General features: G+C 69.8%; 13 protein-coding genes. 11 read left to right on the top strand and 2 right to left on the bottom strand.

The window, feature by feature from the left end; genetic code table 11:
• Positions 1-21: 21 nt before the first annotated feature.
• The 6 genes from lptC (at position 22) to ptsN (ending at position 5,347) form a co-directional block, all read left to right on the top strand.
• Positions 22-786 carry an LPS export ABC transporter periplasmic protein LptC gene (gene lptC, locus TSO352_RS15165; RefSeq protein ID WP_247872114.1) on the top strand — a complete coding sequence of 255 codons (765 nt, stop codon included), beginning with the start codon at positions 22-24 and terminating at the stop codon, positions 784-786.
• Positions 783-1,685 (top strand): LptA/OstA family protein, encoded by a 903-nt coding sequence (locus TSO352_RS15170; protein ID WP_247872115.1) that lies wholly within the window; start codon positions 783-785, stop codon positions 1,683-1,685. The genes lptC and TSO352_RS15170 overlap by 4 nt, the downstream gene beginning before the upstream one ends.
• Positions 1,682-2,473 (top strand): LPS export ABC transporter ATP-binding protein, encoded by a 792-nt coding sequence (lptB, locus tag TSO352_RS15175; protein WP_109108121.1) that lies wholly within the window; start codon positions 1,682-1,684, stop codon positions 2,471-2,473. The genes TSO352_RS15170 and lptB overlap by 4 nt, the downstream gene beginning before the upstream one ends.
• Before the next feature lie 33 nt (positions 2,474-2,506).
• Positions 2,507-4,126, top strand: a complete 1,620-nt coding sequence (gene rpoN / locus TSO352_RS15180; protein ID WP_109108122.1) for an RNA polymerase factor sigma-54 — start codon at positions 2,507-2,509, stop codon at positions 4,124-4,126.
• A gap of 136 nt (positions 4,127-4,262) precedes the next feature.
• Positions 4,263-4,853 (top strand): ribosome-associated translation inhibitor RaiA, encoded by a 591-nt coding sequence (raiA, locus tag TSO352_RS15185; protein WP_109108123.1) that lies wholly within the window; start codon positions 4,263-4,265, stop codon positions 4,851-4,853.
• A gap of 35 nt (positions 4,854-4,888) precedes the next feature.
• Positions 4,889-5,347 (top strand): PTS IIA-like nitrogen regulatory protein PtsN, encoded by a 459-nt coding sequence (gene ptsN / locus TSO352_RS15190; protein WP_109108124.1) that lies wholly within the window; start codon positions 4,889-4,891, stop codon positions 5,345-5,347.
• A gap of 88 nt (positions 5,348-5,435) precedes the next feature.
• Here ptsN and TSO352_RS15195 read toward each other — a convergent pair whose 3' ends face one another.
• On the bottom strand, positions 5,436-6,263 hold the full coding sequence (locus tag TSO352_RS15195) for a hypothetical protein (protein WP_199231603.1): 828 nt from the start codon (positions 6,261-6,263) through the stop codon (positions 5,436-5,438).
• A gap of 124 nt (positions 6,264-6,387) precedes the next feature.
• On the opposite strand from TSO352_RS15195, the gene TSO352_RS15200 reads away from it, so the two are divergent.
• Positions 6,388-7,296: a LysR substrate-binding domain-containing protein gene (locus tag TSO352_RS15200; protein WP_158284592.1), complete on the top strand. Its 909-nt coding sequence runs from the start codon at positions 6,388-6,390 to the stop codon at positions 7,294-7,296.
• 10 nt (positions 7,297-7,306) lie between these two features.
• On the opposite strand, the gene ubiG is transcribed toward TSO352_RS15200, so the two are convergent.
• On the bottom strand, positions 7,307-8,107 hold the full coding sequence (gene ubiG / locus TSO352_RS15205; protein ID WP_247872116.1) for a bifunctional 2-polyprenyl-6-hydroxyphenol methylase/3-demethylubiquinol 3-O-methyltransferase UbiG: 801 nt from the start codon (positions 8,105-8,107) through the stop codon (positions 7,307-7,309).
• Between the two features lie 168 nt (positions 8,108-8,275).
• On the opposite strand from ubiG, the gene TSO352_RS15210 reads away from it, so the two are divergent.
• From TSO352_RS15210 to TSO352_RS34275, 4 genes are all read left to right on the top strand, one after another.
• The gene (locus TSO352_RS15210; protein WP_109108126.1) at positions 8,276-9,511 is read left to right on the top strand and encodes an aspartate kinase; all 1,236 of its coding nucleotides are present in this window, start codon (positions 8,276-8,278) and stop codon (positions 9,509-9,511) included.
• 32 nt (positions 9,512-9,543) lie between these two features.
• A complete protein-coding gene (locus TSO352_RS15215; RefSeq protein ID WP_109108127.1) occupies positions 9,544-10,671 on the top strand; it encodes a nitronate monooxygenase in 1,128 nt (375 codons plus the stop codon).
• Between the two features lie 2 nt (positions 10,672-10,673).
• Positions 10,674-12,980, top strand: a complete 2,307-nt coding sequence (gene ptsP, locus TSO352_RS15220) for a phosphoenolpyruvate--protein phosphotransferase (RefSeq protein WP_109108128.1) — start codon at positions 10,674-10,676, stop codon at positions 12,978-12,980.
• Positions 12,981-13,164: 184 nt separating this feature from the next.
• Positions 13,165-14,376, top strand: a complete 1,212-nt coding sequence (locus TSO352_RS34275; protein WP_109108129.1) for a helix-turn-helix domain-containing protein — start codon at positions 13,165-13,167, stop codon at positions 14,374-14,376.
• Positions 14,377-14,449 lie beyond the last annotated feature (73 nt).

A 14,449-nucleotide genomic window follows, 5' to 3' on the forward strand; every position in this document is an offset into this window, starting at 1 on the left:
CCGAGCCGGAGGAACCGAGAGTTGAGTCTGGACGACCTGCGCGCGCCTGACCGCGCGACACCCGACCGCACCCCAGCCGGGAACGGGGCGCCGCAAGCCCCCGCGCTTCAGGCGCCGCCGCGGCACGTCCTGTCGCAGGCGTCGTCTCCGGAGCCGGCGGCCCCGTTGCGCGCCCATCGGCGGCGCGACACCCGCCCGGTCAGCCGGGTCTACAGCCGCTTCGTCTCCGCCATGAAGTTCGCCCTGCCGGCCGCCGCGCTGGCGATGGTGGCGCTGCTGGCCGCCTGGCCGTCGCTGTACAACCCGCCGACGCCGCGGATCGCCGCCGACGCCGGGCAGAGCGAGATGCTGAAGCCGCGCTATTTCAGCCTGGACGAACACAACCAGCCCTTCTCGCTGGTCGCCACCAAGGCCGACAAGTCCACCGACCAGCCCGACATCGTCCTGCTCGACGAGCCGAAGGCGGAGATGACGGAGACCAGCGGCACCTGGGTGACGATGAACTCCGACAAGGGCTGGTACAATCAGGCGACCGGCATCCTGCTGATGCGCGGCAACGTCCATGTCCTGCGCGACGACGGCAACGAGTTCACCACCAGCGAGGCCGAGGCGGACATCCGCAAGGGCAACGCCTGGGGCGACAAGGCGGTCACCGGGCAGGGGCCGCAGGGCGAGATCAACGCCATCGGCTTCCGCATGTCCGACCGCGGCAAGACCGTGGTCTTCCTCAACCAGTCGAAGGCCGAGGTCCAGGCCGCCGAACGCCCCGGGAGCAAGAAGCCGTGACGCCCAGCCGGTCGCCAGTCCATCCCCTTCGCCGGCCCCTTCACCGCACGGCGCTGGCCGTCGCGCTGGCCGCAACGCTGTGCGGCGGCCTGTTCGCGGCGAGCCCCGCCGCGGCGCAGGGGCTGCCCGGCATGGGCGGCAAGCAGCCGGTGGAGATCAACGCCGACCAGGCGATCGAATGGCACCAGGACGTGCGCGCCTACGTCGCGCGCGGCAACGCCTCGGCCAAGCGCAACGACTCGACCGTCTTCGCCGACGTGCTGACCGCCTATTACCGCGAGGTGCCGGGCAAGGGGAACGAGGTGTTCCAGCTGGTCGCCGACGGCAACGTCCGCGTGGTCAGCCCGACCCAGCAGGTGTTCGGCGACCATGGCGTCTACGACGTCGACAAGCAGGTGGCCGTCGTCACCGGCAAGGCTCTGAAACTGGTCACCACCAAGGACGTCGTCACCGCCCGCGACACCCTGGAGTATTATGAGGGCCAGGATCTGACGGTGGCGCGCGGCGACGCGGTGGCGGTGCGCGGCAACGACCGCCTGCGCGCCGACGTGCTGATCGGCCGGCTGAAGAAGATGCCCGACGGCACCACCCAGATGGAGCGGATCGACGGCTCCGGCAACGTGATCGTCACCACCGCGACCGATGTGGCGCTGGCCGAGAAGCTGGTCTATTCGGTCGCCGACAACGTCGCGGTGCTGATCGGCAACGTGAAGATCACCCGCGGCGACAACCAGTTGAACGGCGAAGCCGCCGAGATGAACATGAACACCAAGATCAACCGCGTGATCGCCGGCCGCGACGCCGGCGGACGGGTCAGCGGCCTGCTGATCCCCGGCGAGAAGAACGGCGCCGACAAGGGGGCCGACAAGAGCGGCGCCCCTGCGGGCAAGAAGCCGTGACCGTGCTGACCGCGAACGGCCCCGGCGCCGCCCCGACCGCCGGACCGCAAGCCCCCGCCGCCCCGACCGACGGGCTGGTGGCGCATCACCTGGGCAAGTCGTTCAAGAAGCGCCCGGTCGTCCGCGACGTCTCGATCGGCGTCCAGCGCGGCGAGGCGGTCGGGCTGCTCGGCCCCAACGGCGCCGGCAAGACGACCTGCTTCTACATGATCACCGGGCTGATCGCCGCCGACTCCGGCACGATCACGCTGGACGGGCAGGACATCACCGCGCTGCCGATGTACCGCCGCGCCCGGCTCGGCATCGGCTATCTGCCGCAGGAGGCCTCGATCTTCCGCGGCATGACGGTGGAGAACAACATCCGCTCGGTGCTGGAGGTGGTGGAGAGCGACCGCGACGCGCGCGAGGCGATGCTGGACGAGCTGCTGGCGGAGTTCTCGGTGACGCACCTGCGCCGTGCCCCCGCCCTGGCGCTGTCCGGCGGCGAGCGGCGGCGTGTCGAGATCGCCCGCGCGCTGGCCGGCCAGCCGCACTTCATCCTGCTCGACGAGCCGCTGGCCGGCATCGACCCGATCGCGGTGAACGACATCCGCGAGCTGGTCGGCCATCTGCGCGACCGCGGCATCGGCGTGTTGATCACCGACCACAATGTGCGCGAAACCTTGGATCTCGTCGATCGGGCATACATTTTGCACGATGGTGTGGTACTAATGGAGGGACGGCCGGACGAGATCGTGGCGCACGAGGGCGTGCGTCGGGTCTATCTCGGCGATCGGTTCAGTCTGTAGCCCTTCGTTCCCACTGGTCCCGGTTCGACAGCCATGGCGCTTGCTCAACGTCTCGACCTTCGACAAGCCCAGACCCTGGTGATGACACCGCAGTTGCAGCAGGCGATCAAGCTGCTGCAACTGTCGAACATCGAACTGTCGGACTTCGTGGACCGCGAGATCGAACAGAACCCGCTGCTGGAGCGCGACAGCGGCCCCGGCGACGGCGGCAGCGACCCCGTCGTGGGTGACGGCGCCGGCGGCGATGCGCCGGGCGGGCTGGACGGCCCCGGCGGCATGGAGGCGAACGGCCTCAGCGTCGACGGGCTGAACGGCCGCGACGACGGGCCGGCGATGCCGCCGTCCGACGGGCGCACCCGCGACACCGTCGAGATGACCTCGTCGGACACCATGGCCTCCTCGTCGGAGGCGCCGCTCGACACCGACTTCGAGAATGTCTACGGCGACGACCGTTTTTCCGACGGGTCGGACGGCGGCAGCGAGGTCTACGGCTCCTATGGCGAGCGCGGCGGCCGCAGCGGCTTCGAGGATGACGACAGCAACCTCGAAGCGACGCTGACCAGCGAAAAGAATCTGCGCGACCATCTGACCGAGCAGTTGAAGATCGACCTGCCCGACCTGGGCGACCAGTTGATCGGGCTGGCGCTGATCGACATGCTGGACGAGGCCGGCTGGCTGGTCGGCTTCGACGCCGAGGCGCTGGCCGAGCAGTTGGGCTGCGACGCGGCGCGGGTGGACCGGGTGCTGGCCGCCTGCCAGCGCTTCGACCCGCCCGGCATCTTCGCGCGGTCGCTGAAGGAATGCCTGAGCATCCAGCTGCGTGAGAAGAACCGGCTCGACCCGGCGATGGCGGCGCTGCTCGACAATCTGGAGCTTCTGGCCGCCCGCAACCTGTCGGCCATCATGAAGGTCTGCGGCGTCGACGCCGAGGACGTCGCCGACATGGTCGTCGACATCCGCAAGCTGAACCCGAAGCCGGCGCTCGCCTTCGACCACACGCCGGCCCAACTGGTCACCCCCGACATCCTGATGCGGGCCAGCCCGGGCGGCGGCTGGCTGATCGACCTGAACCCGGACACTTTGCCGCGGGTGCTGGTCAACCACCGCTATTTCGCCCGCATCTCCGGCAGCGCCAAGAGCAAGGCCGACAAGGAATACCTCACCGAACGGTTCCAGTCGGCGAACTGGCTGGTCAAGTCGCTGCACCAGCGCGCCACCACCATCCTGAAGGTGGCCAGCGAGATCATCCGCCAGCAGGACGCCTTCTTCATCCATGGCGTCTCGCACCTGCGCCCGCTGATCCTGCGCGACATCGCCGAGGCGATCGGCATGCACGAGAGCACGGTCAGCCGCGTCACCACCAACAAGTTCATGGCGACGCCGCGCGGCGTCTTCGAGTTGAAGTACTTCTTTACTTCCTCCATCCAGGGGGCCGACGGCCAGGCCGCCCATTCCGCGGAAGCGGTTCGGCACCGCATCAAGACGATGATCGACGCCGAGAAGCCCGAAGACGTGCTGTCCGACGATAAACTGGTGGAGATCCTCCGTGCCGAAGGGATCGACATTGCGCGAAGGACGGTCGCGAAGTATCGTGAAGCGATGAAAATACCGTCATCGGTGCAGCGACGACGTGCCAAGATGTCACGCATGTAGCCGGGAGGGTCGGGGCGGGCTCGATTGACAGCCCGGTAAGCCCTGACCTATCGTCCCGGCCCGCACGCGGCGGACCGTTCTCTGCACACGCCGTCTCTACCCCGTCCCCAGCGGACCAATTTGGAAACGTTCCACCATGCAACTCACCGTCAAAGGCAAGCAGCTCGACGTGGGCGACGCTCTGCGCACCCATGTGGCCGACAGCCTGAACGCCGTCGTCGGCAAGTACTTCGACAAGCCGATCGAAGCGACCGTGATCCTGACCAAGGACGCGCACCTCTACAAGGCCGACATCCAGGTCCATGTGGGCCGCGGCATCGTCCTGCAGAGCGCCGGCGACGCGACGGAGCCGTATCCGGCCTTCGACATCGCTTGCGAGAAGCTGGCCAAGCGCCTGCGCCGTTACAAGCGCCGCCTGCGTGACCACCACGCCGTCGAGAACGGCGCCGCCCTGCCGGCGCGCTACCAGATCCTGGAAGCCGAGGGCGACGAGCACCACGACGAGGCCGAGGCTCCGGCCGACGGCGCCCACCAGCCGATGGTCGTGGCCGAGATGGAAACCTCCATCGCCACCCTGTCGGTCAGCGAGGCGGTGATGCGTCTGGAACTGGCGCAGGCCCCGGCCCTGATGTTCCACAACGGTGCGCACGGCCGCCTGAACATGGTCTACCGCCGCGCCGACGGGAACATCGGCTGGGTCGACCCGGCGGAGAAGGCCGGCGCCTGACCGGCGCCGACCCCGTCCCGCTGGCATCAAGCGTCATGCTCGACCTCATCTCTCCGCGCGCCATCCTCCCGAACCTGAAGGCCGGCAACAAAAAGCAGGCCCTGCAGGAGATGGCGCGCAAAGCGTCCGAGCTGACCGGTCAGCACGAGCGGGCGATCTTCGACGTCCTTCTGGAGCGTGAAAGGCTGGGCACGACCGGCGTGGGCCATGGCATCGCCATCCCGCACGGCAAGCTGTCCAGCCTGGACCGCGTCCACGGCGTCTTCGCCCGCTTGGAGCGGCCCATCGATTTCGACGCGATCGATGAGCAGCCGGTCGACCTGATCTTCCTTCTCCTCGCCCCGGAACAGGCGGGTGCCGACCATCTGAAAGCGCTGGCCCGCGTGTCGCGCCTGCTGCGCGACCAGTCCATGTGCGAAAAGCTGCGCGGCGCCGAATCCGGCGACGCGATGTACGCGCTTCTGACCCAGCACGAGCCCAGCCCGTCCAACTGACGGGCCACTCGTACTGGCCGGCAAGCCGAAAGGGCCGCCGCACGTCCCCGTGCGCGGCCCTTTTCTTTTGCGGGGTGGCAGCCGGTCGTCAGCGCGCCAGGACGCGCTTGAGAAAGGCGGCGGTGGTGTCGTGGGCCTGCGGCGTGTTCAGGATCGTGTGCTTGTTCGAGGCCAGCGTCACGATCATGGCGTCCTGGTGCGATTTCAGCGCGTTGCCGCAATCGCCCCTGACGGCGTAGGGCCGGTTCCACGGGTTTTCTCCGGAAAAATAGGGATCGCGGGTGGCGATCATGCTGAGAACCGGAGTCTCCTGCGGAATTGCCGTCTTCGGGGCGTCGACGAAATAGTTGGCTTCGCAGCTCCAAGAATAGATGACGCGCGCCACTGGCAGCGGGTTGGCCAGCCGGGCGACCGGCACCGCGCCTTCGCTGGTTCCGACGATGATGATCTTCGCCGGATCGACCCAGGGCAACGCTTTGGCTCCGGCGAGCGCGTTCTCCAGCTCGCCCATCCGCAGCGTGTGGACCTTCTCGTAGAGATCGGTGGCGACCGGCGACGTGTAGGTCAGGCGGTCGGGGATCGCCATGCTGTCGGGGGCGATGGACGGCAGCCCCAGATCGTCCGCCAGCCAGCGCTGGTACTCGGTGACGAACGGGGCAAGGCCGCTGGAGCCATGCATGAAGAGGACGACCGGCGAACGGCCGCTGACCGCCGGCGCGTCGCGCAACGGTCCCTGCCAGAGCAGGCCGCCGGTCAACGCGGCGGGCAGCACCAGGCTGGCGCCGTTCCAGGTCCGCGCCATGTTCTCGGCGGACGGTGTCAGGTCGCTTCCCTTGATCTCCTGCGATCCGGCCGACCCCTGGGCCGCCAGCCACAACGCCGCACCGACCATCCCCGCAACCGCGATCCAACGCATGATGATGCTCCTCCAACCCCATGACCAGCCGTGAGCATGGGGCCGCGGAAACCGCATCGACAACGGGAACTCCAATGCGATAATGCGATCAATCGAGCCGCAAACCACCGACCGGTCCCTCGCCATGCGCAATCGCCGTCCGACCTTGGTGGAGCTGGAAGCTCTGCGGGCCACCATCACCAACGGCACCACGGCGAGCGCGGCGCGGCGCCTGGGCTGCTCGCAATCCTCGATCAGCCGCGCGCTGGCCCTGCTGGAGGCGCGGCTGGGCGTCCCGCTGTTCGAACGGTCGGGCCGGCTGATCCGGCCGACGGCCGAGGCGCTGGCGATCAACGAGGAACTGGACGACATCTTCCTGGCGCTGGATCGTGTCGCCTCCGGAATGGCGGCGATCCCGACGGCCGGACGACTGACGGTGGCGGCGCCTCCGGCCTTCGCGCTGTCGCTCGTCAGCCGTCTGGCCGCCCGCTTCCGGGCGCGTTACCCCGAGGTCCTCATCCAGTTGGAGGTCGTGGCGTCCGACATCGTCGTTGGGCTGGTGGCCGAGGGCCGCGCCGATCTGGGCATCACCGACAGCGCCCCGATGCACTCGGGCGTCCGGCTGGAGCCTTTCCACAGCTCCTTCCTCGCCTGTGTCATGCCGGCCGACCACGCCCTGGCGCGCCACGAGGTCCTGTGTCCGGCCGATCTGGCGGCGATGCCCTGCATCGCCCTGACCCGCAGGCATTCGATGCGTTCCAGGATCGACCAGCTCTTTGCCGATGCCGGCGTCACGCGTCGGGTGGTGATGGAAACCTCCACCGCCGTCTCCGCGCTCGAACTGGTCAGGGCCGGGCTGGGCATCGCCGTGATGAATCCATACCCGCTGGCCGACCGCCGCGACGCCACCCTGGTCTGGCGGCGGTTCGAGCCGGCCCTGGAATACCGCAGTTGCTGCGTCCTGCCCTCCGCCGTGCCGGTCACGCCGCACGCCCGCCGGTTTCAGCGGCTGTTGAGCGGGCAGGCGCGGGCGGAATGCTGGTCGCCGGACTGACCGCCGGGCTTCACCCCCGCTCGGCCCAGCCCATGTAGTTGACGTCGAGGTCGCGCGGGTTCAGGCGGAACTCGTCGGTCAGCGGGTTGTACGTCACGCCGGTCAGGTCGCGTACGCTCAGCCCGTACGCGCGTACGGCGGCGTTCAGTTCGGACGGGCGCAGGAACTGGCGCCAGTTGTGGGTGCCGCGGGGCAGCCAGCGCAGGATGTACTCCGCCCCGACGATGGCCAGCGCGAAGGACTTCGGCGTGCGGTTCAGCGTCGCCAGGAACAGGACGCCGCCGGGGGCCAGCAGGTCGGTGCAGGACTTCACGAACAGGTCGACGTCGGCGACATGCTCGATCACCTCCATCGCCAGCACCACGTCGAACCGCTCGCCGCCGGCGGCCAGCGCCTCCGCCGTGGTGGCGCGGTAGTCGACCGGGGTGCCGCTCTCCGCCGCGTGGGCGGCGGCGGTGTGCACGTTCTTCTCCGACGCGTCGATCCCGACCACCGTTGCGCCCATGCGGGCCATTGGTTCGGCCAGCAGGCCGCCGCCGCAGCCGATGTCGACGACGCGCAAGCCGGCCAGCGGCTGCGGCGCCAGCGGGTCGCGGCCCAGCCGCTTGCACACGGCGTCGCGGATGTAGGTCAGGCGCAGCGGGTTCAGCCGGTGCAGCGGCTTGAACTTGCCGGCGGGGTCCCACCATTCCGCGGCGATGGCGGAGAAGCGGGCGACGTCCTCCGGGTCCACCGTGCCGGCGCGGGGGGTGCGGCCGCCGGCGGGGCCGGTTGCGGTCGTGTGCGGGGCGGCGGAGGCGGTGGCGGTCATGGCTGGTGTTCCGTAAACGGGTTGGCTGTTCGGATGCGGGGCAACTTGCCTCGCTTCCACCGACGGAGTATGGATACGCCGCCCCGCGCCGGCAACGGTGGAGCGGGGGTGCGCTCCGCCGACCCCATGACACGATGATGCGTGGGGCGGCCAGACATGGTGTGAGGTATGGCGCGGATCGTCCTGAAGTTCGGAGGCACGTCGGTCGGCGACATCGACCGCATCAAGAACGTGGCCCGAAAGGTCGAGCAAGAGGTCAAGGCGGGGCATCAGGTCGCCGTCGTCGTGTCGGCGATGTCCGGCGTGACCAACCAGCTCGTCAAATACTGCAACGACATCGACAAGCTGCACGACGCCCGCGAATACGACGCGGTCGTGGCGTCCGGCGAGCAGGTGACCTCCGGTCTCCTGGCCGTGGCCCTGCAGTCGATCGGCATCCCCGCCCGCTCCTGGGCCGGCTGGCAGATCCCGATCCGCACCGACGACACGCACGGCAAGGCGCGCATCGTCTCGATCGATCCCACCGAGATGGAACGCTCCATGCAGACCGGCGAGGTCGCCGTGGTCGCGGGCTTCCAGGGCGTGTCGGACGACGGGCGCATCACCACGCTGGGCCGCGGCGGCTCCGACACCTCGGCGGTGGCGCTGGCGGCGGCGGTGAAGGCCGACCGCTGCGACATCTACACCGATGTCGACGGCGTCTACACCACCGACCCGCGCATCGTGTCCAAGGCGCGCAAGCTCGACAAGATCACCTATGAGGAGATGCTGGAGCTGGCCTCGCAGGGCGCGAAGGTGCTTCAGACCCGCTCGGTCGAGATGGCGATGAACCATCGCGTGCGCGTGCAGGTGCTGTCGAGCTTCGAAGCGGCGGCGGGCAGTTCGCTTCCCGGAACCCTGGTTGTTGACGAGGACGAGATCGTGGAAAAGGAAGTTGTGAGCGGCATCGCCTACAGCCGCGACGAGGCGAAGATCACCCTGGTGGGCGTCGCCGACCAGCCGGGCGTCGCCGCCGCCATCTTCGGTCCGCTGACCGACAACGCCGTCAACGTCGACATGATCGTCCAGAACGTGTCGGAAGACGGCAAGTCGACCGACATGACCTTCACCGTCGGCAAGGCGGACATCGCCCGCGCCGTGAAGGTGCTGGAGGACGCGCAGACGACGCTGAAGTACAAGCGCATCGTGTCGGACGCCAACGTGGTCAAGGTGTCGGTCATCGGCGTCGGCATGCGCAGCCACGCCGGCGTCGCCCAGCGCATGTTCAAGGCGCTGGCCGACAAGGGCATCAACATCCAGGTCATTTCCACCTCGGAAATCAAGATTTCGGTCCTGATCGCCGAGGAGTATGCGGAGCTGGCGCTGCGCGCGCTGCACACCGCCTACGGCCTGGACGCCGCCTGAGCGCGGGTGGACAGAGCAGGGAAGGGCCGGCCATGACCGACGCCACATCGCACGCGGCGGCCCGGTCGGCAGCCTTGTCGGCAGTCGTGTCGGGGGCACCATCGGCGCGGGTCCGGCTCGACCGGCTCTGGCAACGGGGCCGGGACTTCCTCGGCACACCGACCGCGGTGATGGGCGGCGCGATGAGCTGGGTGTCGGAACGGCACCTGGTCTCCGCCATCTCCAACGCCGGCGGTTTCGGCGTGCTGGCCTGCGGCTCGATGGGCCCCGACCAGCTCGCCGCCGAGATCGCCGGCACCCGGGCGCTGACCGCCAGACCGTTCGGCGTCAACCTGATCAACATGCACCCGGCGCTGGACCAGCTGATCGACGTCTGCCGCGAGCAGGCGGTCGGGCATGTGGTCATCGCCGGCGGCTTGCCGTCCGGTGCGACCCTGCGCCGCATCAAGGACGGCGGGGCCAAGGCGATGGGCTTCGCCCCGACGCTGGGCGCCGGCCGGCGCATGGTCAAGCAGGGTGCCGACGCGCTGGTGATCGAGGGGACGGAGGCCGGCGGCCACATCGGCCCGGTGTCCACCACCGTGCTGGCGCAGGAGATCCTGCCCGATCTGCGCGAGGTGCCGGTGTTCGTCGCCGGCGGCATCGGCCGGGGCGAGGCGATCCTGTCCTATCTGGAGCTGGGGGCGGCCGGCGTGCAGATCGGCACCCGCTTCGTCTGCGCGACCGAGAGCATCGCCCACCCCAACTTCAAGCAGGCCTTCATGCGGGCGTCGGCCCGCGACGCCCAGACCTCGGTGCAGATCGACCCGCGTTTCCCGGTGATCCCGGTGCGGGCGCTGGCGAACGAGGGGTCGAAGCGCTTCATGGCGTTCCAGCGCGACATCATCGCCAAGGTCGACGCCGGGGTGATGAGCCGCGACGAAGGCAACCTGGAGATCGAGCATTTCTGGTCCGGCGCGCTGCGCCGCGCGGTGGTCGAGGGCGACGTCGAGACCGGCTCGCTGATGGCCGGCCAGAGCGTCGGCATGGTCACCCGCGAGCAGCCGGTGGCCGACATCCTGGCGGAATTGATCGCCCAGGCCGAATCGGCGCTGGCAAGGCGTCCCTCCGATGAGGCATCGTTGATCCCGATGGCGGAGTCGCCCGTGGGAGCGTTGTAGCGATGACCGACACCCTCGACACCGCGGCCGGCGAGAAGGGCGTCACCCCCGGCTTCGACGGCACCTCGTCGCGCCGGCTGCTGGCCCGGCTGCGCGACATCATGGCCGGGTCGGGGTCGGGGCAGGACCGGCTGGACAAGATCGTCACGCTGATCGCGGCGGAGATGGGGGCGGACGTCTGCTCCTGCTACGTCATGCGCGCGGGCGAGGTGCTCGAGCTGTTCTCCACCGAGGGCCTGAACAAGACCGCCGTCCACAACACCCGCCTGCGGGTGGGCGAGGGCATCGTCGGCTACATCGCCGGCCACGCCCGCCCGGTGGCGATGGACAACGCGCCGACGCACCCCAGCTTCGCCTACCGGCCGGAAACGGGCGAGGATCCCTTCCTGTCGCTCGCCGGCGTGCCGATCCTGCGCGGCAGCAAGGTGCGCGGCGTGCTGGTGATCCAGCACAAGGACCGCCGCCGCTACGTCGAGGAGGAGGTCGAAACCCTCCAGACCATCGCCATGGTCGTCGCCGAGCTGGTGGCCCAGAGCGAGCTGGTCAACCCGGTGGAGGTCACCACCACCGGCGACCCCGTGCTGCTGCCGGCCCGCCTGTCGGGCACGGCGATGAGCGCCGGGCTGGCGATGGGGCTGGCGGTGATCCACCGGCCGCAGCTGACCGTCCGCCAGATGGTGGCGGAGGACGCCGACGCCGAGCTGGAACGCTTCAACACCGCGCTGTCGACCATGCACAGCGCCATCGACGACCTGCTGGAGGCGGCGTCGCTCGCCGGTCTCAGCGAGCCGCGCGACATCCTGGAAACCTACCGGATGTTCGCCGAGGACCGCGGCTGGCTGTCGCGCATCCGCGAGGCGATCCGCGTCGGCCTGACCGCCGAGGCCGCGGTGCAGCAGGTGCAGAACGACACCCGCGCCCGGATGAGCCATCTGACCGATCCCTACATCCGGGAACGGCTGATGGATCTGGAGGATCTGACCAACCGGCTGCTGCAGCATCTGGCCGGCAAGACCAGCAGCGCCGACGGCGCGACCCTGCCGGAGGACATGATCCTGGTGGCGCGCTCGATGGGGCCGGCGGAGCTGCTGGACTACGACCGCACCCGCCTGCGCGGCCTGCTGCTGGAGGAGGGCTCGCCCGGCAGCCACGTCTGCATCGTCGCCCGCGCGCTGAACATCCCGGTGGTGCAGGCGGCCGACGCGCTGAACCGGATCGAACCGCTCGACCAGTTGATCGTCGACGGCGACCACGGCTCGGTCTTCATCCGCCCGGCCGAAGACATCCAGATGACCTTCGCCGAGGCGGTCGCCCTGCAGCACCGCAAGGAGCAGATGTATGCGGAGATCCGCAACCTGCCCTCGGTGACGCGCGACGGCGTGCCGATCTCGATCCAGTTGAACTGCGGGCTGCTGATCGACCTGCCGCACCTGACGGCCAGCGGGGCCGAGGGGGTCGGGCTCTACCGCACCGAAATCCCGTTCATGGTCCGCGCCTCCTACCCCGACGTGCAGGCGCAGACCGAGCTGTACGCCCGCATCATGGACGAGGTCGGCGACCGGCCGGTCGTGTTCCGCACGCTCGACGTCGGCGGCGACAAGATGCTGCCCTACATGACCGGCGGCGAGGAGGAGAACCCGGCGCTGGGCTGGCGCGCCGTGCGCATCGGGCTGGATCATCCGTCGCTACTGCGCCAGCAGTTGCGCGCGCTGCTGCTGGCCGCCGCCGGCCGGCCGCTGTCGGTGATGTTCCCGATGATCGCCGAGGTCGCCGAGTTCGACGCCGCCCGCCGCCTGGTGGACCTGGAGCTGAAGCGGCTGGACGCCCAGGGCATCGCCCGACCCGGCAACCTGCGGGTCGGCACGATGCTGGAGGTGCCGTCGCTGCTGTGGCAGTTGCCGGCCCTGCTGCCGAAGCTGGATTTCCTGTCGGTCGGCTCCAACGACCTGACCCAGTACCTGTTCGCCGCCGACCGCGGCAACCCGCGCACCTCCGGCCGCTACGACCCGCTGTCGCCGTCGATGCTGTGCGTGATGCGCCGGCTGGTCGATGAATGCGCCAAGCACAAGGTGTCGCTGTCGATCTGCGGCGAGATGGCGGGGCGGCCGCTCGACGCCATGGCGCTGATCGGCGTCGGCTTCCGCACGCTGTCGATGTCGCCGCCGTCGGTCGGTCCGGTGAAGACGATGCTGCGCTCGCTCGACGTCGCGGCGCTGCGCCAGTACATGAGCGGCCTCTACATCGGCGCCGACCACAGCCTGCGCGACAAGCTGCGCAGCTTCGGCAAGGATCATGGTGTCCTGATCTGACGGCCGGACCATGGCGAAAGCGTGATTGTCACGGGCCATGGGCGCTGTCCGGTGTCGAACCACGGTCATAGCGGTTGCGCCGCGGGTGCGGCATGTCGTACCCATTCCGCTTGTTGCATCCGCACGGATGCCCCCTGTGCGCAAGCCCCCCTGCGCACACCTGTTGCGAGCAGATGGCGAGCCCATGGCCAAGCGCAAGGTTTTCAGCGATTTCGACCCGGCCCCGTCCGGCCCCACCGTTTCCGAGACGCTGCGCGACACGCGGGTGGCGCACGGGTACGACCTGCGCGACGTCGCCGCGATGCTGCGCATCCGCTATCCTTACCTGCTGGCCATTGAAGAGGGCCGCTACGGCGATCTGCCGGGCAGCGCCTACGCGGTCGGCTTCCTGCGCTCCTACGCCGAGTGCCTGGGGCTCGACCCCGACACCGTCGTCGCCCGCTACAAGGAGGAGGCGGCCGGCACGGTCCGCCGCCAGGAACTCTATCTGCCGACCCCGGCGGCGGAGGGACGGGCGTCCGGCGGCACGCTGCTGCTCGGCACGCTGGTGCTGGCCGGCATCGTCTATGGCGGCTGGTATTATCTGTCGACGACCGACCGTTCCGTCGCCGATCTGGTGCCGACGCTGCCCGACCGGCTGGTGTCGCTGCTCGACGGCGTGCCGAGCCGGCCGGACCACCCGCCGGCCGCCGACGCCACCGCCCCGGCGGCGGCCCCGGCCACGCCCCCGACGGCGCCCTCTGCCGTGACCCCTGCGGCCCCTCCGACCGGGGCTCCGGCCCCGGCCCCTGCTCCGACGCCCTCCGTGCCGATGCCGGTGGCGCCGCCCTCCGTGGCGTCGGCCACCCCGCCTGCGCCGGCGGCGGCGGGGCCCGCCCCCGGCGCGGCCAAGCCGGCCGTGACGGCGTCCGGCTCCGCGCCGCCCCCCGTGGCACCCGCCAAGCCGCCGACCGTCGCTGCCCTTGCTCCGGCGCCCGCCGGGGTCATCAACGTGCCGGCGCCGCCGGCCGAGGACGACGAGGACAGCACGCCGCAGGAACCCACCTCGCTCGCCACCGCCGCCGCGCCGCCCGCCGCTCCGGCCGCTCCGGCGGCGGAGACGGTGCCGGCGAACGGCAAGGTCTACGGCACGCTGAACACCAACGCGAAGCTGGTCCTGAAGGCGACGCAGGAAAGCTGGCTGCAGGTGCGCGACGGCAGCGAAATCGTCTTCACCCGCGTGCTGAAGCCGGGCGACACCTTCCGGGTGCCCGACAAGCCCAACGTGAAGATCCGCACCGGCAACGCCGGCGGGCTGGTGGTGATGGCCGACGGGACGGAAAGCCCGCCGCTGGGGTCGGTCGGTCAGGTGCTGCGCGACGTCACCATCGACCAGCGTGGGCTGGTGCGCCGCTGAACGGCGGTGCCGGGGCTCTTGATTCTCCGCTGCCGCACCGCACTTCTGGCCTGGGCCCGGCCGCGTCGGGAGG

This window comes from Azospirillum sp. TSO35-2 (assembly GCF_003116095.1).
In the GTDB taxonomy this organism is placed as follows: domain Bacteria; phylum Pseudomonadota; class Alphaproteobacteria; order Azospirillales; family Azospirillaceae; genus Azospirillum.